This window comes from Spirosoma liriopis, from assembly GCF_023196085.1.
GTDB classification, from domain to species: Bacteria; Bacteroidota; Bacteroidia; order Cytophagales; family Spirosomataceae; genus Spirosoma; species Spirosoma oryzicola.
This window is the reverse complement of the sequence record NZ_JALPRF010000006.1, coordinates 170,348-192,804: the sequence shown is the minus strand read 5'-3', so window position 1 is coordinate 192,804 and position 22,457 is coordinate 170,348. Positions and strand designations below refer to the sequence as shown.

Annotated in this window: 18 protein-coding genes; 13 read left to right on the top strand and 5 right to left on the bottom strand. The window is 46.4% G+C overall.

Translation table 11 applies throughout. From position 1 onward, the window contains the following. The first annotated feature begins 148 nt into the window (after positions 1 to 148). The 5 genes from M0L20_RS30165 to M0L20_RS25105 all read left to right on the top strand — a co-directional run bounded on the left by M0L20_RS30165 (position 149) and on the right by M0L20_RS25105 (position 5,324). Positions 149 to 277, top strand: a complete 129-nt coding sequence (locus tag M0L20_RS30165) for a hypothetical protein (protein ID WP_262924014.1) — start codon at positions 149 to 151, stop codon at positions 275 to 277. Between the two features lie 98 nt (positions 278 to 375). After that, on the top strand, positions 376 to 789 hold the full coding sequence (locus M0L20_RS25120) for a response regulator (protein WP_248479875.1): 414 nt from the start codon (positions 376 to 378) through the stop codon (positions 787 to 789). A gap of 219 nt (positions 790 to 1,008) precedes the next feature. Then, a complete protein-coding gene (locus tag M0L20_RS25115) occupies positions 1,009 to 1,479 on the top strand; it encodes a D-Ala-D-Ala carboxypeptidase family metallohydrolase (RefSeq protein WP_248479874.1) in 471 nt (156 codons plus the stop codon). A 155-nt stretch (positions 1,480 to 1,634) separates the two neighbouring features. Next, on the top strand, positions 1,635 to 3,905 hold the full coding sequence (locus tag M0L20_RS25110) for a hypothetical protein (RefSeq protein ID WP_248479873.1): 2,271 nt from the start codon (positions 1,635 to 1,637) through the stop codon (positions 3,903 to 3,905). Positions 3,906 to 4,187: 282 nt separating this feature from the next. Beyond that, positions 4,188 to 5,324, top strand: coding sequence for a glycoside hydrolase family 130 protein (locus M0L20_RS25105; protein ID WP_248479872.1), 1,137 nt, complete (start codon positions 4,188 to 4,190; stop codon positions 5,322 to 5,324). A gap of 113 nt (positions 5,325 to 5,437) precedes the next feature. Here M0L20_RS25105 and M0L20_RS25100 read toward each other — a convergent pair whose 3' ends face one another. Together M0L20_RS25100 and M0L20_RS25095 are read right to left on the bottom strand one after the other, a co-directional pair. Continuing rightward, a complete protein-coding gene (locus M0L20_RS25100) occupies positions 5,438 to 5,686 on the bottom strand; it encodes a hypothetical protein (RefSeq protein WP_248479871.1) in 249 nt (82 codons plus the stop codon). A gap of 153 nt (positions 5,687 to 5,839) precedes the next feature. Beyond that, on the bottom strand, positions 5,840 to 6,568 hold the full coding sequence (locus M0L20_RS25095) for an SDR family oxidoreductase (protein ID WP_248479870.1): 729 nt from the start codon (positions 6,566 to 6,568) through the stop codon (positions 5,840 to 5,842). Positions 6,569 to 7,337: 769 nt separating this feature from the next. Here M0L20_RS25095 and M0L20_RS25090 point away from each other — a divergent pair. From M0L20_RS25090 to M0L20_RS25070, 5 genes are all read left to right on the top strand, one after another. Next, positions 7,338 to 8,372 carry an aldo/keto reductase gene (locus M0L20_RS25090; RefSeq protein ID WP_248479869.1) on the top strand — a complete coding sequence of 345 codons (1,035 nt, stop codon included), beginning with the start codon at positions 7,338 to 7,340 and terminating at the stop codon, positions 8,370 to 8,372. A 1,045-nt stretch (positions 8,373 to 9,417) separates the two neighbouring features. Continuing rightward, positions 9,418 to 10,005 carry a hypothetical protein gene (locus M0L20_RS25085; RefSeq protein WP_248479868.1) on the top strand — a complete coding sequence of 196 codons (588 nt, stop codon included), beginning with the start codon at positions 9,418 to 9,420 and terminating at the stop codon, positions 10,003 to 10,005. Between the two features lie 943 nt (positions 10,006 to 10,948). Further along, a complete protein-coding gene (locus tag M0L20_RS25080) occupies positions 10,949 to 12,484 on the top strand; it encodes a replication initiation protein (RefSeq protein ID WP_248479867.1) in 1,536 nt (511 codons plus the stop codon). Between the two features lie 197 nt (positions 12,485 to 12,681). Continuing rightward, positions 12,682 to 13,452 (top strand): ParA family protein, encoded by a 771-nt coding sequence (locus tag M0L20_RS25075; RefSeq protein ID WP_232563413.1) that lies wholly within the window; start codon positions 12,682 to 12,684, stop codon positions 13,450 to 13,452. Then, complete coding sequence (locus tag M0L20_RS25070) at positions 13,449 to 14,252, top strand: hypothetical protein (RefSeq protein ID WP_232563414.1); 804 nt, start codon at positions 13,449 to 13,451, stop codon at positions 14,250 to 14,252. Before M0L20_RS25075 ends, M0L20_RS25070 begins: the two co-directional genes overlap by 4 nt. Positions 14,253 to 14,307: 55 nt before the next feature. Here M0L20_RS25070 and M0L20_RS25065 read toward each other — a convergent pair whose 3' ends face one another. After that, positions 14,308 to 15,099, bottom strand: a complete 792-nt coding sequence (locus M0L20_RS25065) for a polysaccharide deacetylase family protein (protein WP_248479865.1) — start codon at positions 15,097 to 15,099, stop codon at positions 14,308 to 14,310. Positions 15,100 to 15,353: 254 nt separating this feature from the next. On the opposite strand from M0L20_RS25065, the gene M0L20_RS25060 reads away from it, so the two are divergent. Both M0L20_RS25060 and M0L20_RS25055 read left to right on the top strand, forming a co-directional pair. After that, positions 15,354 to 17,744 carry a mechanosensitive ion channel family protein gene (locus M0L20_RS25060; RefSeq protein WP_248479863.1) on the top strand — a complete coding sequence of 797 codons (2,391 nt, stop codon included), beginning with the start codon at positions 15,354 to 15,356 and terminating at the stop codon, positions 17,742 to 17,744. 103 nt (positions 17,745 to 17,847) lie between these two features. Next, the gene (locus M0L20_RS25055) at positions 17,848 to 18,423 is read left to right on the top strand and encodes a DedA family protein (RefSeq protein ID WP_248479861.1); all 576 of its coding nucleotides are present in this window, start codon (positions 17,848 to 17,850) and stop codon (positions 18,421 to 18,423) included. Positions 18,424 to 18,446: 23 nt separating this feature from the next. Here the strand turns inward: M0L20_RS25055 and M0L20_RS25050 are convergent, their stop codons facing one another. Continuing rightward, positions 18,447 to 19,199: a hypothetical protein gene (locus M0L20_RS25050; RefSeq protein WP_248479859.1), complete on the bottom strand. Its 753-nt coding sequence runs from the start codon at positions 19,197 to 19,199 to the stop codon at positions 18,447 to 18,449. A gap of 217 nt (positions 19,200 to 19,416) precedes the next feature. Between M0L20_RS25050 and M0L20_RS25045 the strand changes: the two genes are divergently transcribed. After that, on the top strand, positions 19,417 to 21,120 hold the full coding sequence (locus M0L20_RS25045) for a UDP-N-acetylglucosamine--peptide N-acetylglucosaminyltransferase SPINDLY family protein (RefSeq protein ID WP_248479857.1): 1,704 nt from the start codon (positions 19,417 to 19,419) through the stop codon (positions 21,118 to 21,120). A gap of 206 nt (positions 21,121 to 21,326) precedes the next feature. On the opposite strand, the gene M0L20_RS25040 is transcribed toward M0L20_RS25045, so the two are convergent. Next, complete coding sequence (locus M0L20_RS25040; protein WP_248479855.1) at positions 21,327 to 22,397, bottom strand: zinc-dependent alcohol dehydrogenase; 1,071 nt, start codon at positions 22,395 to 22,397, stop codon at positions 21,327 to 21,329. Positions 22,398 to 22,457 lie beyond the last annotated feature (60 nt).

Below are 22,457 nucleotides of genomic sequence, written 5' to 3'. Positions count from 1 at the left end.
GAACAAAACGGGCTCAAGAAGTCAAAAAGGCTGATTTAACCGATGCGATCTACGCGCCGTTCCCTTACTACTCGGTCATATTTAATTCGCATTGCTACCCTACCGCCGGAATGATTGTTTTCTTACTAAACAACAAGTTTAAATCACCATGGAAAATCAACCGCAGGAAACGACGCTGGATCAAACAAACTACGACTCAAACGATTTTGACTCGGCTACCACGAACGACGAAGCAGCCTCCATTGAATCCGGAGTTGATGTATCGGAGGACGAGTAATCTGACACTCAGGTTCTGACTAGCGCTTTATGTAGTGTTTAAAAGCAGATTCAGCGGGTGCTAGTCTGCTTACAGCAAATACGTTCTCTATCAGTAGTATGCGAAGCCAAGATAACGCTGTCGAGGCTCTTGTCATTTTTATTGCTAATGACCGGCCCGACGACCAGTATTTATACCGGCAGGCATTTGGTCAGGCTTGTCCCTCAGCGGTTCTGTATTTTTTCACGCATAAAGCCGAATTACTGGAAGCACTATCTAGTCAGGTGTACCCCGTGCCTTCTTTGTTGATTATGGATTGGGACATGGATCGCTACCAGGGGTACACAACCTTGGCTTTAGTAGCGGCTACACCTATCTGCTATACGATTCCGGTCATTATCCTGGCAAAACCGGATCAGCCCATTGATGAGGACAGTTGCGAGAAACTGGGTTACGAGATAGTAATAACCAAAGAGATAATGTATTCAAGATTAGTCGGTCAGCTTCAAGGTTTGGTTCGGGCTTTTGCCTAAACTATTAGCGATCAGCACGAATATACCCTGGGTAAATGCACTAAATGCTGATGCCTTACCTACCTCAAAAAAACAGAATTTTACTCGGTAAAGCGTTAGGCTGATCCGTAAAGCGATAACCTATGGATTGTGTTGGGTTAACGCACTCAGCTATAATTTTGAGTTGATAACGTCAGGTTTTGTCTGTGAATAAGCTTTACGTTTAAACCAAGTTTCGCCATGAACCGTAATCCTATTCTTGTACAACCTCCAGTACTGTACCCCGACTTTGGCCCTTATTTAACGTACGTAGAGGCTGTTAAATCTGCGACCGCTGTTCGAGCGGGCATCAACAATACCCCAACTCAGCAGCAGTACGCCAACATGGTATTGGTGTATCATCACATTCTTGTTCCGTTATTTGACCGCTTTGGTAAATTACCCATCCGCTCCTTCTTCCGTTGTCCGGCGCTCAATCGTGCGGAGGGTGGTTCAGCCACGTCGGCCCACTTGGCAGGATTGGCAGTCGATATTGATTGCGATTCCATGCGTACGGTAAACAACAGACAGGTATATGATTGGGCAAGGCAGCATCTTGACGCTGAGCAGGTTAAACTTCACCGAACCAAGGAATATCTCAATCCGGTCTGGGTACACATCGCCTACCGAAACCATGAAACGAATCAACTACTAACGACGAACAGGTTGTAGCAGCACCATCATTTGATTCGTTAGCGTGATACCAAACCTGATTCTGATCGCAGTTATGCTTACTTGCAAACGGGACCACTTCCTTACTTTAAAGTACCCTGACAGTCATTTCCGGTCAATGACTGTTTTCGCAGAAGAACCGAGCACATACCTTCATGCATTTGGACGAAACAGCGCCTTACTGGCAGCCTTTTGTGAAAGCGGAGCAGGTTTCACAATGGGTTGTTGGTCTCGATCATCAACTAAAACAGGCTACCGACTATCAGGATGTACCCTGGTCACTGGAACAGGGCCAATTACAAACCTGCTCAACACCTAACTCCTTCTGGCTTATCTACGAAGTTGAATCCGCCGGAAAACTGGCGATACGGACTTGCTTTGATCCTCAGACGATTCGTTCTGTCAAACTCAACAAAAAAACCAGTACAACGCTCGATTTCCAGGTTGAGGGAGCACTGGGCCTGTTCCGGGTAAAGCTTGAGCTAGCGTCTCAGCAACCTGTTGTGCTGCGTTACACTACCTCGCTGACGCCTAACCAGGATTTTTCGTTGGAAGCACTGCCCCGAGATGTGTATGTCCTGGATAAGGATTATGATCCGTCTACGACCGAGGGGATGGTCTACGTTACGCAAAATGGCCCTACCGCTGGATTAGCCTTTTGGTCCGTGACGAAGCCCGTAGAAGGCACGATCTTCTATTTTCAGAATCTTACTGCTCTCAACCCCTACTGTCAATTAACCCACACCGATCCGTCAGGCAGCGTCAATGCTCAATGGCCCGAAGTGGGTTTTTCATTACCCGCTTCAGAACAACCGCTTTCCGCCGGAACGGAAGTCGTTCTTTCGGATGCGTTTATCTACCTGAGCAAAACGATTCCGACCAGTGAATTCGAGGCCGCAGACCAGTTCCTCGAAGCGATTGACTCCATTTATCGGCACCTGCCCAAACCCGCGACCGATTATTTCGACTGGCCCAAATTGGCGAACCAAACCATCAAAGCGCTGTCCGAATCACCGGATTGCAGTCGGCATATCAAAAATCATTTTTACGTCAATGCCTACGTTTCTGCTACTCAGAAGCCGCCGGAAAGTATGGTTCAGCTGGCCATTCTGGTTCCGTTGACCGAATACCAGGATTGGCTGGGTCGTGCAATACCGTTGGTCGATCAGTTGCAGAAAAGCATACCTACCTTTTACGATGAAACCAGGGCTACCCTGATGCGCTGGTTACCGGGGGAACCGTTCAGAAAAGAAGAAACGAGCGAGGAAGAAGATCACAATAAAATAGACTCCTGGTATCTGTTACACACGCTCATGAACCTGGGACGACTGGCCCAAAACGGTAACGTAGAAGCTAAGGACCTTTTGTTTCGTTCTATCGACTTTGCCATTGGGGCCGCTCACCATTTCAATTATAACTGGCCAGTCTTTTACGACAGCTTAAGTCTGGAGGTATTGAAGGCCGAAACAGCAGAGGGCAGAGGTGGAGAACTGGATGTAGCGGGCCTGTATACGCACGTCATGTTGCAGGTCTATGAGTTGACCCGCGAACCTCGTTATCTGGCGGAGGCCAAAAAATCAGCGGAACGTCTGCGCGGAAAAGGATTTGAACTGCTTTACCAGAGCAATATCACCTTGATGAGTGCTTTAACGCTGGCAAAACTCTGGAAACTGACAGGCAACCGATTGTATTTTGATCTAAGCAAACTAGGTGTCGCCAATGTTATTGCCCGCTTATGGATCTGGGACTGCAACTTTGGTTTCGGTCAGCACCGTAGCACATTTCTGGGTGTAGCCCCGCTCCGGGATGCGGAGTACGTAGCCGCTTACGAAGAGGCCGAAATTTTTGCTACGATTCACAACTACCTGATCGAACTCAATGATGACGTTCCTCCCTCCGTTCGACTCTTGTTTTCGGAGTACATGAAGTATCTGCTGCACCGGGGTCGGTACTATTTTCCAAGTCAGCTTCCTCTAGAGATGGTCAGCCAGCAGCCTAGGGAAGGCCGCATCCTAACTGATTTACCGATTCCGCTCGAAGATATATCGACGGGCTGGAAACAAGCTGGAACAGTTGGTCAGGAGGTTTACGGCGGAGCGTTGGCCTATATCCTGACCACCTATAGCTACAAGAACTTTGACGATGTTCCCGTAATTTTTTATGCAGAGTACCCAATCTGTCAGGCAGACTATCAGCTGGTAACCAAAGATAGCGGCTACGCGGTCTATCGGCTGGGCGGTACAGCAGAAAACAAGTGCCGTATACGATTACTGGCCAAGGGTCGTCAGCTTCCCCAGTTGCAAATGCGTGATGAGGACAATCAGACGGGTGAACCGCTTTCCCCGATTCATCAAGACAAAAATTACCAGCAGTATGAAGTTCCAGGTAACCTACGCCTGCGTGTCGACTGGACGAAACCAGCTTAAATAGTTCGTGCATCAAAATGAGTTACCCACGGACACCGAATGCAATTACATCATGAAGTAAGCAAATGGACTCACTGTCGTTGAGGCACCGACGACCCTTAAGATAAGCGAGAAAGGCACTACTACGTGCCGAAGATATTGCCGTTTGTATGCAGTACATCCTGACTCAGTCTCAACGCTGCGATGGTATCTCGTTACAAATCTGTCCGTATCTGCAAATCTTCTAATTGCTTACTCTTTTGTCGTCGCGGAATAATGAATGTGAACTCAGACCAGTAAATCATGGCTTTTCTAGTAGACCAACTCGTATTTTCACCCAATGACATTGACTTGCAGTACTCTCCGTTGCGCCAGTCCATTCAGGCTGACACCTATGTGTTGGGTGCGTTTAATCCTGGCCTAACCCGATTGCCTTCTGGTAACCTGCTGATTATGATTCGGGTTGCCGAAGCGATCAATCAACCTATAATCGGCGAAACCATACATGCCATTCGTTGGGATGCGGAACGTGGTTATCATCTTGATACCTATCCGCTCAACAGTGTCAATGCGGCCGATCCACGCAAGTTTCAGTTGCTGGGCAACACGTACAAAGTTATGGCACTAACCTCGCTGTCATGGCTGTTACCCGTAGAACTGACTGCTGACGGAACGCAGGTGGTTCGGATTCATTACGACAAAATCATTGCCCCTCAGCGAACGTATCAGGAATACGGTGTTGAAGATGCCCGGATCACCAAAATTGATGATACGTACTACATGACCACGTGTTCGGTCAGCTCGGAGCGCCATTCTACTACGCTGTATACCTCGACAGACGGCCTTACTTATACACTGAACGGTATCATCCTGGACCATCAGAACAAGGACATGGTCTTTTTTGAAGGAAAGATCAATGGACGTTTTTTTGCGCTTACCCGACCGTTGGGCGATTTATACTTCGCAACCCGTCCGGAAAGCCCTTACTACGCGGGTCCATCGATCAACCTTGCTCAGTCGCCGGATAGTTTGCACTGGAAGCCACTCGACGAACCGTTCATCCGGGCGCGAAAAGGTACTGCCTCTACTATGAAACTAGGCGGAGGTACGCAACCTATATTGACCGACGAGGGGTGGCTAATGCTTTATCACGGCGTAGAATTGAGTGGGCAGGTTGGAATTTACCGCACGTTCTGGGCCTTGCTGGATAAGGATGATCCAACCAAAATTCTTTACCTCGACGATAAACAACCTGTACTCGAAGCAAACCCCGCCTTGATCGAACCGATTAAGGATCAGCTTTATTTATCAGATGTAGTCTTCACGACAGGACTTGTCGATGCGGGCGATTACTACATTGTGGCTTCCGGCGAATGTGATCTAGCATGTCGTATTACCCACATTCCTAAAGACTTTTTTACGTTAAGCGATAAGCAGTAAGCATCGAAATGCCTAGATAAGCAAATAGGTTGATGATCATTCTATCGGACCAAGTTGTGGAGTTAGGTTTGAGAACCTGACCCTACAACTTTGTCCGATAGCCAGCATGTGATTTATACCTTTCCCTTGTAATCCCAGTGATCTTTCATCACCGCTCCCTGCGCGTCTTTGAGCAGCTTACGAGAAAATTGGTCTCCTTTAATAATTCCTCGTTCATCTGCTTTACCGACAAATGCCAGTATGGGATTGCCTTCTTCGTCCGTCTTGGTCGCTACATCATAGCGGCCAAATTGAAACTTAATTAATTTCGAAGGTTCGTATTTCTTGTTGAGCTGTTTCAGCAGTCGTTCGCCTATCTTCATAACGCAGTCCGATTTTCTAAGGATACTGCGTTTAGCCCAAACCGTTTGTTAACGCTTTACTGAAGTGAGATAATGGATTTTGGCAAGCGTAAAAGGCTACACTGACTCGATTCGGAAATCAGAGAACGTTGATTGGTTTTGTGACTCCCTGTTCTACGCAGAAGGATTCATTCGGGCGAACGTGTTCCGCAGGTCGTCGGGCGTGGCCTTAACCATCGCGTCGCTAAATCCAAAGGTTATTTCGGTTTTCCCTTGTTTCAGTTGCTCGAAAACAGCGTCAATAAAAGAACTTACAGGTGGTGCCTGGTCGTGTAAACCCTTTCCGCCTAAGTCAGTGTTCAGCGCGGGTGGAATCACTTCGATCACGTCAATGCCATTAGGCTTGACTAACGCGCGCAACGACAGCGTAAAGGAGTGGAAGAACGCCTTTGTTGCCGAGTAGACGGGAACTTTGGTAAGCGGCACAAACGCAAGCCCTGACGTTACGTTGACAACCGTGGTAAGTGAGGGTAACTTGATAAATAAAGAGGTCAGATGAAGCGGTGCCTCAATGTTGATCGCAATTTCGTCAGTAGCGCGTTGGAAAAAATTCTCGTCTGTGACAGTCATCCATTGCTGAATACCGGCATTATTGACTAATACCGTTAGGTCGCTGTGTTCCTCGGAAATCCATTGAAACAACGCTTGTCGCTCTTCGGCGATAGACAAATCACACGGCCGGGTGATAACGGTCGGAAATCGATCAGCGACTTCTGCCAGAGCAGCTTCCCTCCTACCGCAAATAATGACGGTGTTATTTTCCTGAATAAATCGTTCTGTGAGACCTAAACCAATCCCAGACGCTCCGCCTGTAATCAGGATCTTGTTGTTTGAAATGTTCATTCTATGGTTTGAGTAAGGACCTTGTGTGAGCCTTCTCGCTTTGTCTACTTGCGACTAGTTAACTACAAAAAGAACCACGAAGCATAAAAAATTAGCCTAAATCCAGAATTTTAGCGAGTTGTCAATTACATCCTATCGTCGAATACAGCGTTATACTATGCCGAAACCTCTTGCTGGCGTGCTTCGCTATACGCATCCTGTCAGGGTAACCGGACGCGAGCCACGGCTAAACAAGGGCTTTCTTCTTTGTTTCACCCTTTACCAGAATAGTAGATCAGCATATGGTCTAAGTCAGTGCATAAATGAATACGAAATTCAAACGCAGCATCATGGCGCAATCAAATCGTAAGCATGAATGTCTGAGTTACCGATCTTTACCTCACTTTCTTGTTTGAATCGAGTATTACCGAAGCCTCGTAGCCAGGGTGTAACGAACCGATTTCCATCTACCACCAGGGCTGGTATAACGCCATTCCACGTGGTAGCATCATCGGACTACCCATGCAGCAGTACCGCAATAGTCCTATCTGACGGGCCTTCTTCTTTAAAATCAATAATCAAGCGCTCAGTCGATGCTTCGTTAACCATGCTGACATTTTTTAGTCGTCTTCAAGGGACATCAATAGTAGAATCACGAACCACCTTCGACTATTCCGTGCGCTTACCGCTTAAATTCTCGTCGTACGTGCTTATGAACATCGGGATAAATGAGTTGTTTACTTATCCAATCTAGCGGCTTTTAAGCCCTGTTCAACAACAATCGTCTATTATGACAACAACAGCACAACAAACTACCGCCCCTACCTGGGCGCAGCAAAACATACCTGAAATTGGCCTGGGTGGCGTAGCAATCGGCAATGAGTTTGAGGAAATATCCGATGTAGAAGCGCAGCAAACGATGGAAGCAGCCTGGCAAGCAGGTGTTCGCTACTACGATGTCTCTCCCTGGTACGGATTAGGGTTAGCGGAACGGCGTTACGGCCACTTTTTGCATAATCAAAAACGCGATGCGTATATCATCTCCTCCAAAGTAGGCAAGTTGCTGAAAGCGAGTAAACACAACAAAGGCGCTGACTATTTCCCCTACGCTCATTCACCAAATGATGTGGTATTTGACTATTCAGCAGACGGTGTTCGGCGGTCCATAGAAGACAGTCTCCAGCGACTGGGAATCGATAGCCTGGACATCGTGTTCGTCCATGATTTGTCGCCCGACAACAAATTACTCGGCGATTGGCTAGAACACTTTTCAGTAGCCCAGCAGGGAGCCTTTCCTGAACTTAGCCGGATGCGAGAGGAAGGCATCATAAAAGCCTGGGGACTTGGCGTCAACTGTCCGGAACCCATCTTGAAGACGATGGAAGTAGCCGACCCAGACATATTTTTACTAGCCTCCCAATATTCACTGATTGATCACGAACACGCCTTAAATCACGTTTTCCCCGAGATCAGCAAGCGTAATTTATCACTGGTGATGGGGTCCAATTTGAACGCGGGATTTCTATCAGGAAGCGAACGCTATAATTATGACCCCAAGAAGCCTATTCCAGCCGAATACCTGACTAAGCGAGACAAATTAAAAGCCATTGCCAAAGCGCATAACGTTGATCTTAGAACAGCAGCCCTGCAATTTGCCTTGTTTCCGGACGTAGCCGTTTCAGTCATACCCGGAGCCAGAACTCAAGAACAGGTCACTGAAAATGTCGCGTCTTTGCAGACCGAAATACCAGACGCTTTCTGGCAGGAATTGAAAGATCAAAACCTGATAGCGGACAACGCACCCGTCAAGCGTGTTCATCGCTAGGTTACGAGCGCGTACCAGCAAGTCTTTGACGGATCTGCTTGTTAGAGACTTGCTGATGCGTCAAACTTCTTAGCCAGTTTTGAACGCTCATTTTATAGAAAAATCTGGCTAAATGGAGCGTTTTTCATCGTTTGCGTTCAATTACTTACCGTTCAAAACCGATCTGGTTCAACTGTGTCAGCTGCTCGCTTCTTTTAAACACGACTCTGAAAGCAACTAGTAAACTGCTAAATCAATCTATCTGATCAGTTAATAAAGAAGCATAAATTATTGCTTGTCAGGTCCCTAGAAAAAGCGGTGTAATCCATTACCAGACCAACGAGTTATCAACATACCTTCGAAACTTGTGTATTTACAAGTTGATTTAAACCCTTACAGCGTATTTTATGGAGCCACATAAGGCTGAAAATAAATAACTTTATTTATTTTCAGCCTTATTTTCTGCTAAGAACGCTATCTATATGCTTTTCTACGATACAGTCTCATGAATTAAGCAGCTTACCACCATAGAGTATTTATCACTATTGTTTAATGGTATTGCTGTACTAATTCATTTGTAGCAGTCTATGAGAAATGTAATTCTGTTTGCATCTATGAGAAAAGTAAGAATAAAGTAGATAAAACAACACGTACATTATTCTTTTCGTAGCCTTTTCTGACCAGCGCTCTCTTCTATCTTTAGCTTGAATATTTTGAATTATTGCTTGCCAACCACAACCATAAGCGATTGAGCGCAACGTCTAAGAAAGTATAAGATTTACTACGCAGATCGATGGATACACCTTGCTGTTAGTCCTATTGCTGCTTAGTTTATCCAAGTGTGTTCCAAGCAACAGACATGTTCTGTGCAGAATCTATTCACAAAGATTTCCAAAGCGATGTTGTAAAACGACCACAATCTTTTTTGTGTTACTTTGTGAAGCAAGTGTGAATGAACGCTACAAACGGTTTACGGGCACTGTAAGTGCACAGATTCCTCGTAATGGTCCTTACAATACCGAGTTCTGTTACGAGTGGTTAACAGCTCAAATTTTTCTGATTAGTTATGGTCGACGCCCCGCAACATTCCTTAGATGAATCAGCTGAATTACAACCGAAGGTAGGTCGTGGCCGCCCTCACAAAACCTCCGATGAGAAGTCGACCTACTCGCATCTGATCTTGAGCGAGCGGGTTATCAATTCCTTGGACGCACCCACTAGCCAGTCCACAACTGAACCGTTGAGCGAAGAACAGGAGCGACAACAGGTGTTAGCTAAACTTAAAGAAATAAAACAGCTTCCAGCGTCAAATGCATATTACTGGAAGTTAGTCTTCACATTCACGTTTCATCTGTATCGTGAAAGCCAGGAAGTACAGCACAATCGCCTGACATCTGGAGAGCCTGTCCGCACTATATCGGTTAAGCAGATGGCTCAGGCAGCTGGTTTAGAGTATCACAATTTAAAAAACCTGTTCATCGGGCGGGGAACCGTTCGTAATCTAACAGACTACCAATCGTTTCTCTATGAACATGGCATCGATTTCATGCAGGTTCAATACAATCCAAGGTTGGTCGACAAGGCTTACTTTTATCTGATATGTCTTAAGCAAACAAATCTTGATAAAGAATCGCTGACCCAGTTATTTTTTTGACAACCTGATCTTTCAGACCGGCAATTAGGTTCTCCTCCTTCCCACAGCTATTTACTATCGTCTAGCTGCCCGTTTTGGACTTATCATGCCCTGTAGAATCTTACTGATCTGAAAAGCGATTCGTAAAGCTTGTTTGTGATGTCTTCTTGTCGAGCCCGACATCACATTCGCAGAGAGTATAGCTTTCAATTCTGGCTCAACAAACGGTTTTCGGCTACCCAATGCCTTGATTTACGTTCAAATCATTATCCATCTTGCATAATAAGCAGCGATATATGCTCAAAAAGCAGTAACTGTAAGCAATTGAACGCGAAACGATAAGCGATTGAACGCGCCGGGGAGATATTTTTAAATAATTTTATTTTTCTGTTTTTGGCTCGTTTGCAGCTGTCAAACTAGTTTTTTTCTTTTCTATCAAACTGAATTTTCAGCAACAATCTCTGTTTTGTTGTTTTAAGTATTTAACAATCTTTAAAATATTTAATATTTAAGGCCCTCATAAGTCATTGAAGGTCAATTTATTACAAGCATATAAATAAGTGATTGAACGCAGAAGTGTAAGCGATTGAACGCAGAAATATAAGCAATTGGACGCGGAACGATAAGTGATTGAACGCAGAAGTATAAGCGATTGAACGCAGAAGTATAAGTGATTGAACGCGGGCTAATTGATGATCTGTACTAACCACCCTAGTTCATTTTTCTATTAAGTGGGGACTCTATTTGATATTTATCTGATTATTAGAGTTTTATAAGAAATTATGTAAGCGATTGAACGTAGAAGTATAAGCAATTGGACGCGGAACGATAAGTGATTGAACGCAGAACTGTAAGCGATTGGACGCATTCCTGAAAAAACGGTCAAACGCTTACAGTTTGTAATGATAAGACAAGGCGATTCTTTCTTATATTCGCTTAGAAAGGCGCTAAACCACTAATCGGCATGGCCAAGAACGCTACGCAGAACAAGCTTGTCCAAACAAAGAAAGACTCGGATTATCGGTACACTATTCGCTTAAAAGCTGGCAAGTTTGGCTTACTCGAAGCAATCTCTAAGTTCGATCTGCACGAGTTTCGACTCTTTGGTACGATGCTCACGATGATTCAGCCGACCGATAGTGAGTTTAGTTCGACGATTATTAATGTTGGCGATGTTGTCAAGCTGTTTGCTTTGAGTCGTGGCGCGCGCAATTATGACGATATACGCACCGCAGCGCTGCGATTGCAAAAGAAATTTCTGGAGGTTTACGAAGAGATTGACGGTATTCCATACAAGACAACCGTACCCCTACTCGACCAATCCAGTGAACCGCTTAATGCCCGTGATCGAAATCACATTCGCGTTAAATTCCACGCCAAGCTCAAACCATATCTACTTGAGTTGAAGCGTGAGTACCTGACTGCCGATCTGCGCAATGTAGTCGGCATACAGAGCATCTATACAATTCAAATGTACGCTGTTCTAAAAAACCAATTCAATCTGGGCAATAAAGAACCGAAGTACAGTCTGGAGCGATTGCGTGATATTCTTAGCATAAGTCCCGAACTATATGTTAAGTACGGTAGCTTTAAGCAGCAGATCATCATGCGGGCCGTGCGCGATATTAACACCTACACGGATCTGGAGGTAAAGGAACTGGTCGAGACAAAACAGAAGCGACAGATTACGTCCGTGACGTTTGTGCTGGAAGGTAAAACCGTTGTTCGCTGGCAGACTTTACCCAAGGCAGAACCCGGACAGGTTGAACTTGAGTTTACACCCGTCGAAGTAATTGACCAGCCGAACGAGCAGGAGTCTGTCGATACGCAGGTGGAAGAAAAAGCCGTTAATGGGCTCGTAGACGAATTATACGAATTGGTAGAACGCTTTGAGATTTCACGACGAACCGTTGAAGAGTGGGTGGAAGGGTTGCCCGAACAGCAAATCCGACTGGGCATCGACCATGTGCTCACCGAACTAAAAAACGGTGTGAAAATCAAAAAGAGTATTGCGTCTTACATTGTGGCGATGGTTCATTCGACGAAGCTTAGCGATGATGTGCAGGCCAAAGAAAAACAGAAAGCGGAACGAACGGCCCATCAGCAGCGTAGCCAGCAACAGCAGTTGGTTTTTGAGCAAAATGCAGCGGCCAAGGCTACGTTACTTGACCAGTACGAAAATGAGCGACGGGTTGAGCTGATTTCAGCTTTTCGGAAATCAGCCGATTTATATCGTCGCTATCTTGAACATTTAAGAGGAAATCAGGAAAAACCTGGGTTGGGAATGAGCCTGAGTTCGGTTGTCGCCAGTCAGTTGACAACAGCCATGAGTGGTCAGAATTCGAAAGACGCATTTATGGCGGCCATTACAAATGCCGGTTACGGCTTGCTATACTCTGACTTGATTCATTGGTACGAGCAGCAATCGCCGAAGGCGTTGGCCCAAATCCGGGAAAAATACGCTGTAGTGGCTCAAAGTCTGGGCGTCCAGTTGCATTGAACCAGGCAACCTACATCCCGTTGGTTAGTCGATTCGATAGACCGTTAAAACGTATTAGGATCCAGACACTGAATTCAGTCAATCGGATTAGGTCTACATAAAAGAAAGCGCCAAACCTTTTTATATTTGCATAAAACGGCTCTGCTTGCTGTAGCCAGTGTACAGACCACAGAAGCCAGCTGTTACTAATTTGCCTTATGTCTTATCCCATCACCTTAGCGGTCACTAACAACAAAGGTGGCACTGGTAAAACTACTACCTCACTTAATTTAGGCGCTGCTCTGGCCCGGCGTGGTTTTAAGGTATTGCTAATCGATCTTGACTCCCAATGCAATCTTGGCTTAGCGGCCGGTTGCAGGCAAGCGCCCCATCACATCGGGCAATTGCTGCTGGGTGAAGCCACTTGGGAGCAAACGCTGGTAAAAGGCGAAACTGTTGACCTGTTGCCTTCCAGCCGGACGTTATTGAGCTACGAGCATCAGTTAAATATGGAGCCAGATAGCGGCTATCTGCTTCGTGAACAGTTAGAGGGACGTTCCTACGATTATGTTGTTATTGACTGCCCGCCAAGTTTGGGTGCACTTACTTTCGGAGCGTTAGGCGCTGCTAGCTGGTTTGTAGTACCCATGCAGGGGGAAAACTTTGCTTATGTGGGTCTGGACGAGATCCTACAGTGCGTAGCTAAGGTGCGTCGTCGGTTAAATCCTGACATTCAGTTGGCGGGTATCCTGATGAATAAGTTTGATTTGCGGACGAAGTTTGGGCAAACCGTATACGGAAAACTGACGAGTAACAACACCATCCGGTTGTTCAAACACTCGATTCGGCAGGATGTGTCGCTGATGGAATGCACCGCGTTTGGGCAGAGCGTTTTTGATTATGCGCCTAGCTCGCGGGGAGCCCAGGATTTTGATGGGGTCTGCGAAGAATTTTTACAATTAACCACCGCTACGGCTACTCGATCATGAAAAAAGGCAAATCATTTGATAACCTGCTGACTGATCTCCATAGCGACCCCCTACCCGATTCGGCGGTCCCTGCTCTGTCATTGCAGTCGGATGGCGTTGTGGAGCTATCACCATTGACGAGTGAAGAAGCCGACCGGCTTGCCAGCTGCGAGCAGATTATCAATGAAGGAATCACCACCTTTCTGGCCGTGGGAAATGCGTTGATGGAAATCCGGCAGAACAAGCTGTATAGAGCGAACCACCGAACCTTCGAAGGCTACTGCCGCGACCGTTTCCAACTGAAACGTCAGCGAGCCTATGAACTGATGGGCGCTGCTGAAGTGGTCAATAGTTTGTCGGAAAAATCGGGGTTGGACGATTTGTCGGAAATTTCCGACAAACGTGTTAACGTTGTTTTACCGACGCGCGAATCACACGCTACGGTGCTGGCTGAGGTACCAGAAGAAGTCCGTAAGGAAGTCTGGAAGCAGGTCGTAGAAGAAGCTGAATACACCGCGAAACCCGTTACCGCAACCCTTATTAAACAGGTGGCGAAGCGAGCTGGTCAACCGAACAGCACTCCCGTAAAACCAGAAGCCGAGTCTGTTGATCACACTCACCATATACAGCGGATCAAAAAGGCGGTGGGCAATGCCGCACCACAGGAAATTCGGATTGAGGTGCGCGGAGCATGGTTGATTCGTCATGGATTGGCCGACGCCTGGCGCGAACTTCGTGGCCGACCAGAATGGGTAATCAACGATAAATTCAAAGATACGCTTACGTTAGTCGAAGCAAAAGCGTTGGGCGTAATTCGCTAGTAGTTCCAGAACGATAAATGGCTACGGACAGATACCCGTAGCCATTTATCGTTTTTTACCGTTTTGCCTGAACGCTCTTTATGGATTGAGCGACGTCAATAAAAGGAGCGACCCAAACATCGCCTTCGTGCTGTTTCAAAAAACGAACTAGTTTGTTGTGTTCAGACAGGTTGACATTGAGGTTGTGTTCACCGCCAACACCGTGGAATAGAAATACCAATACGGAGTTTGTGCTCATCGCTTGTTTCACCAAAGCAATCATCTCCTCGCCGGACTGACCGTTGATGGCGTAACAGCCAACGTTGCCGAGATCAATTTCTGACGCTTTCCGCATTTCGCTGGTGACACCACGAGCCGCAATAAAATCAGCCTTCACAACGTCATAGTAATTTTTATCTCCAATCATTCGATCACCACAAGGAAAGGCAAAGGTGCGCCTTGTTTTGCCATCAATGGCTTGCAGCAGTGTATTGGTCATTTTGATCTCATCCACGATTCGCGGCAGCGTGTAGGTCGTCAGATCATACGTAGGATTAACCCATTCGCGGCCTGGCCGGCCACCGGCGCAGGGATGAAACAAGGTATGATTTCCTAATTCGTGCCCACGATTAGCCGCTTTTTTCCAGTCGTTCAGTCTGGCTTTAACGCCCGGAAAGTTACCAGCTAAATAAAAAGTGCCTTTCAGATTCAGGGAATCCAGCACGGGAATCACATTGTCTAAATGAACTTGTAGTCCGTCGTCATAGGTTAGCGCCACCGCGCATTTCTTGCCGTGCCAGTCCGGTTGTTGCGCAAACGCCAAACCTTTAACGCAAAATAGTAAGCTAAATAATAGTAGTGTTTTCATTTGATACTCAGACGGGTTTGTGATCGATAAGGGTCAAGCTAAGATGTGTTCTCACTTGTTTCAGGCTACAAAAATCAGGAAAATTTTCTGGCAAAGTTTCCTGAATGCTGCTTACTGAAAGGAATGTCGGATCAGGTATTTAATGGTTTACTGGACTACATTGCTAAACAAAGGTTACCCCGTTTTGCGTTCTACTTAGATAGGTAGTTCATTCATAGACCAATTGGCTGATGAATGTCTCCCGATTTTTTTCGATGATTTCCCTGTTTGTTATGCTTAATCAGTTAACTCCTTCTTGCTGCCGTGGTGCTGTCGTTAAACGTTGTTTTTTATCGTTTCTACTGAGCGTTTTTGTCTTGTTAGCGGCTGTGCCGGTTGTAGCTCAGGATTCGATACGAGACAACGTGCCAACCCAGACTATTCCGGATACGCTTTTGTTTAAGATACAAAAAGCACAGTCTGTAATCACGGAAATAAAGGCAGCCAACAAGAGAGGCTACGGCGTAGCTCGTGTGCGGGCTGGACTGGCCGACGTAAAAACGAACATAGCACCGGTTACGGCTGATATAAATGCGCAAAACAAAGCAATTGATGCAAAAACGCTCTCGAACTACAGTCTACTTCTGAACGATGCGCTGGATAAACTGTCAAACTGGCGAACGACGCTTTCTAAAACTAATAACGATTTACAAAGCAGACTTGACCGGGTAGTTGCCCTTAGTAATGATTCACTGCTAACGGTAGCTGGCAACGACACCACGGATAGAAAGCTATATGCCGATCAGTTATCAGGTCTTCGGGTACAATTGCAGGAGGCCGGTACGCGCACCAGCGCCCAGCTGGATACCGTAAGCCGACTACTGGCCGATGTATCGGGAACGTATCTAAACATCAGCGCGCTGCAAACGAACATCAACGAGCGGGTACAAAAGTCAAACGAGAACGCGTTTCAGCGTGAGTCGCCTTATATCTGGGATGCACCGGCATCACTCAGCGCGAGTAGTGTGCAGGACGTACTGACGTCAAGTTATCAGGGGCAGAACAAAATTCTGAAGTACTTTTTTGCTTCCAGCTGGGACAATCGTTTTCTGCTGATACTGCTATCAATAGGGTTTTTTGTGTGGGTGTTCACTAATTTCAAGAAGGCAAACAATCCTGCTTTAAGCGAAAAACTGGGCGAACTTCAGTACGAAAATATAAGACCCATACCCATTGTTGCCTCTTTGATTGTGCTGCTCAACTTAACTCCGCTGTTTGAGCCTAATTCGCCTTCTCTGTACATCGAGCTTACCCAGTTTCTATTATTGGTAGCGCTGACCGTGCATTTATGGAAGCGGTTTTCGAAAGAAGATTTGCGGATGTGGCTACTGAACGTAGCCTTATATGTCTTGTTAGTCATTACCAACACCTTGGTAGGCGACTCGCTTATCATGCGCCTTTGGCTTATCGTTTTAAACGTCGGATTTATTTACATCGGTGTTGCTTTTTTCAAGCGATTGCAGCGCAGGCATATTAGTGATCGGATCATCCGGCCTGTAATCAGGCTCTATCTGGTACTTCAGCTACTCGCTATTGTGTTAAACGTTTTTGGACGGATCAGCCTGGCCCAAACGTTCGCTATTACGGCGGTGGTTGGGCTGGTGCAAATTACGGGATTGGGTGTATTCATTGAAATTGTGCTGGAAGCGCTGGATTTACAGATCAAAATAAGCACCAGTTCGGCGGGCATTTTTTCTCGGGTGAACGTAGAGCACACGCGCCGTTCCTTTAAAAAGGGCTTGGCTTTTGTTGCTGTTGCACTGTGGTTACTCGTCTTTTTTATCAACCTGGGTATTGCTGATGGGATCTTTAATTTTATCTATCAGATACTGATCAGACCCCGATCCTTCGGTAGCATCAGCTTTACCCTAAGCAATCTACTGTCATTTTCGGTGATCGTTTATTTGGCTAGCCTGTTACAAAAAAATATCGGCTTGCTGTTTGGCGAAAGTCAGTTGCCAGCTGCCAATGGGGAAATCGATCAGGTGAGTTCTGTGTTGGCTTTGATTCGTCTGGTTATCATCGTAGCCGGGGTGTTTTTAGCCGTTGCGGCATCGGGTATTTCGATTGATAAACTGACGGTAGTATTGGGAGCGCTTAGTGTAGGTATCGGTCTGGGTATGCAAAACATCGTAAGCAACTTTGTTTCGGGAATCATATTAGTTTTTGAGAAACCGTTCCGGATAGGAGACTACGTTGAACTGGCGGACAAAAAAGGTCGTATCCGGGATATCGGCATTCGTTCCAGCAAGATGATCACATCGCAAGGTTCAGAAGTTATTATACCGAATGGCGATTTATTATCGAATCGATTGGTTAACTGGACCTCAAGCGATACGTACCTGAAAACGGAATTTACGCTCAAAGTGAGTGCCGACACGGACTTGCAGGCCATTAAGGAAATTATCAGAAAAGAAACGAGTGAGATCGACGGGGCTATCAAAACCATGCCACCGGATGTGGTTGTGACGGCCATCGGACCCGACAATGTCGAGTTGAAAGTAGTGGTCTGGATTAGCAGTATTTACTCGGAGGCCAGCGTGAAAAGCCAGTTACTACAAAATTTATTGTCTGATTTTAAAGAAGCAAACATCAAATTAGTGTAGTACAAAGTTCACCAATAGAATCGTCTGCCTTGGGGTCTGCGGCAAAGGAATAACCATATGGCTATTCTGGCGGTTTGCAAGGCAGACTCCAATCTACCAAGTTATGTCGTTTGAAGAATTGATGTTGACCTATGGTTATCCGATTCTGTTTTTGGGCGTTATGCTCGAAGGAGAAGCCTTTTTGATTGCAGGTGCTTATTTAGCCCATCGAGGCTATTTTTCATTACCTGCGGTCATTGGTATAGCCGTACTTAGTTCGTTTGTTGTAACGCAGATCTATTTTTATCTGGGCCACCGCTACGGAAGAACATTCATCGAAAAACGACCCCGATGGCAACAGCGATTTGACCGGGTAGAGCGGCTGCTGCATAAGTACGGAGCAGGTTTACTGCTTGTGTTTCGAGCGTTGTACGGATTACGGGCTGTAATTCCGGCGGCTGTGGGTTTGTCGAGGTACCCACTGGTCAAGTTCTTGGTGCTAAACGCCGTTGGTGCGCTTGTCTGGGCTTTGGTCATTGCCTTGGCGGGTAATGGCATCGCTCAGGTAGCCGAAGAACTATTCCACGAAATACGCTACCACGAGCGGACGGTCTTTTTTGTCGTGGCTGGATTAGGCGTGTTATGGGGCCTGTATCAGCTTTACCGCCAGCCTATGCTCAAGAAGTCAGCCAGACAGTAGTTAAGAGCCACTCGCAATGGAGTTTACCAGATTCGGCTAGCGACCACATTGATGAACGAGTTCGCTACGAAGGCAATCCCAAAAGAAAGCGCAATCGAAAACTCACGTAGCAAAAACGCTTGCAGGAAAAGAAACGTAGTAAATCCAAGTAGTCCGATAACCAACCCACGCAGCGTATTGATGGTGGCATTACTTCCCTGAAGCATATGGGAGAAAATAGCTAAAATCGAGGTAGTGATTGGAAACGGAGTCAAAATGCCGCTCCAATTTGGTCCGAGAACGCTGGCTAATCCGGTGATGAGCAACACAAACAAGGTTGCAACAACCATTCGGATTGGAATATCGTAAGGTAAACGACGAGCTTGTGTAGACAATACAGTCGGAACAGGGAAAAAGCGTAACGCCAAAAGAACAGAGCTTATTACCAACAGATAGCTGGCCCAAAGATTTAAATCCAGGTGCTTGATTAACAAGGCTGTAGCTGCGTAAACGCCATAGGATAATAGGAGGGTAGGAAGCCAGCTTACTTTTTGGGAGACAAAAGAATAACAATAGCAAAAAGCGATCAACGCTAAGATACCCGTCATTATCCCCTGAACGGACAGAATCCCAAATGACTTACCTTGCTCAAGAATAAAAAACAAAAGAATGGGCCCGGCTGTCCACGGCATACTACCGATTAATCCCCCCATTTTATTTCCCCATTTCCGGGCTACGAGTGTAATTAGCGCAATGACGACGGGAATAAGCGTTACTTTCAGAAAAAGAATATTCATGCGGAACCTGCCTGATTATTGGCTCGTAAAATTAGGCTGAAAAAGGAGAGAAGTTTACCTGATTGACTATAAAGGTTAAATGCAGGTAGATCAATTACCTTTGTTGAAAATCTGTAGTCTTGTTAAAGAAAATTCTACCGCTTTACCGAGTCTGTAGAATGCGCAAGTCCTGCAAGTAGTGCCCAGCGCGCCGATTAATTTTTCAAACGAGGCCCATATGAATCATCAACGGTTTTTGTACGTGCTCTGCCTGATAGCTCTCTTAACGACAGTATTTTCCTTTCATGCTGCTTATGATCCTATTTCAAAAAGAAGCGAAGGCATACCTGTTTGCGGGTTCGGATCGGATGGTCCTATCAATCCAATGGAGAACGGTAAATTTATAGTCGCCTTGCCCGGCTGGGGACATTATTCGTACAAGATTTCGACCCGGATTGACAGTGCTCAGTTTTATTTTGACCAGGGCTTGACGATGTATTACAGCTATCACATGAAGGAAGCTGTAGCTTCTTTCAAAGAGGTAACCCGTCTGGACCCTACCTGCCCAATGGGTTACTGGGGGCAGGCTCTGGCGGGAGGGCCTTACTACAATTCGGCTCATCTGTACACGGTTCCCCAAGATATGATGGTTGTACTGGCACGAATGAATGAGCTTGTTCCTTATGCCAATCCGAAAGAAAAGAGGCTAATCCAGGTAATGAACACGCGTTATTCAGCCGATCCCGCCGATACGCAACGAAAAAAACTTAACCTAGCCTACGCCGAGGCCTCCCGGCAACTCCTTAAGGAATACGATGACCCGGATAGCAAGATGTTTTACGTTGATGCGGTCATGTTGATACACGCTTGGGATTTTTGGACGCCTGATGGTAAGCCTAGAGCATGGACGCAGGAAGTGGTCGATTTGTGTGAAAGCGTGTTGAAGCAATACCCCAATCACCCGGCAGCGTTACATTACCATATCCATCTTACCGAAGCTTCCCGACATCCTGAATCGGCTCTGGCTAATGCCGATAAACTCAGAGCACAGCTTCCGGGGGTAGCCCACATGGTTCATATGGCGAGTCATGAATACCAACGCAATGGACTTTTCGCTCAAGGGGTGGTTGTCAACGATCTGGCGGATGAAAATCTTTTACAGTATGATTCTCTAGCCGCACACCTGGGTTTGGTAAAACACTCGCCCCATTATTTTGCGGTGCAAACATACTGTGCCTTAAGCGGGGGTATGTACCAAACCGGCCTTAGAAACGCGCTCCGCTGCCGCAAATCAGTCGCTCCGCGAGCGGAAAATACGTATGATCAGTATCTGTACATGCTTCCGGCAATGACGTTGGTTCGGTTGGGTAAATGGAGCGAAGTCTTAACGACAGCCAAACCTTCTGCCGACTGGACCTACGCATCTTTGTTGGATCATTTCGCCCGTGGTATGGCGTATGTCGGTTTGGGAAAAACGGCAGAAGCCCATCAGTATTCGCAATTACTTAAGCAAGCGTTACAGGATAAAATACTTGAAAAAAGGCGTATACCGTTTAACGCTCCGCTTCCCGTGGCTCAGATTGCTGGTCATATTTTAGATGCTTCGATCCTTTTTGCTGACAAACAACACGATCAAGCTATAGCGAGTCTTCAAAAGGCGATTGCACTAGAAGATCAACTAATCTACACAGAGCCTAGCGACTGGCCTTTACCCGCCAGACAGTATTTGGGGGCTTACATGCTGGCTTTGGATAAAGCGAAGGAAGCAGAGGCAGTATACCGTCAAGATTTAATTCACCATCCGGGCAATGGCTGGTCTTTAGTAGGACTTCACAAGGCCCTTAGCCTTCAAGGCAAACGGACGGAGCTGGAAAGGATTAAAGCTGGCTACCAAGCCGCCTTTTCGGAAGCTGAGCAAATTCCGGTTTCATCTATTTTTTGATTGTCGCTCACAGGAAATCCCGGTGACCAAGTTCGATCGAACCGCGGTGAACGACAAGTACCAGAACGGTTTAAACGACGAATCGATAGGAGAGAGGTAGTTGCTAATCGGCCTTCCTTCTTGAAAATCCGTTCAGCCTAATCGAAAAAGGTCGGCTCGTTATGAATAGTACAACGAGCTGACCTATACGGAAGAAACTAACCTAGTTAGACAATTAGCGCGACGAATACAGCATGCGTGTTTTCTTTGTCTTCAGCCGTTTCGAACGCTTTGTTGATTTCATCGAGCGGGAAGCGATGGGTAATCATTTTTTTTGCGTTCAGCTTCCCCTTAGCCAGTAAATCCAGACACATCTGCATTTCAGAGTCGATACCCCAAAATGAGTAACTAGCACTCGGAATCAACTGAATTTCGCCAAGCTGAATCTTGGCCCAATCGAGTTCAATACCCTTTTGTCCAGCCTCGAAGCCACCGACAATAACAACTTTGCCACCAATGCGGGTGAAGGACGTAGCCTGTGGTAATGTGATGGGCATAGAAGGTCCGCCCGCGCATTCGAAAGTAATATCGGCTCCGCGCCCACCGGTAAATTCCATAACTTTCTGGTATCCGTCTTCCGTCTTTGTATTCACAACGGCGTCGGCTCCAAGTTCTTTCGCAATGGCCAAAGCGGAGTCGACCACGTCAGTTACAATTACGTCGGCTCCGCTGATCTTAGCCAACTGCAATTGGCCTAATCCGATGGGACCGGCACCGATGATAACTACCTTGTTATTTAGCTTGATTCCGCTTAAATGAATAGCGTGCATGCACACCGAAAAGGTATCCAGTAAGGTAGCTTCTTCGTAACTGACGTGATCCGGTAATTTGTGAAATTTCTCAGCGGGTCCGACCAGGTAAGTTGCAAAATCCCGCGAAACGGTATCCATCCGGACCGGGTAAAGGTTAGGACACAGATTGTATTGTTGAACCCGACACCAATCGCAGGTGCCATCGCCTAAAACGGTTTCAACGACCACGCGATCGCCGGGCTTGACATTCTTAACCGCATCGCCGATCTCAATAACTTCAGCCGCAACCTCGTGTCCCATGATCCTACCTTCCAGATCAGGTTCTTCTTTTTTCCAGTGTCGTAAGTCCGTACCGCAGATGCCAGCAACGCGAATTCGGGCCAAGACCCAATCGGATTGGAGTATTTTGGGTGTTTCTACTTCCTTTACCTCAAATTCACCAGTCGCTGTTTTGAGCGCGGCTTTCATCGTTGAGTTCGTGCACATTGCTTTAGTGATGAGTAAGTTTTAAGCGTGTCGTAAAACGCAAAAGCTGTCAAACGAATA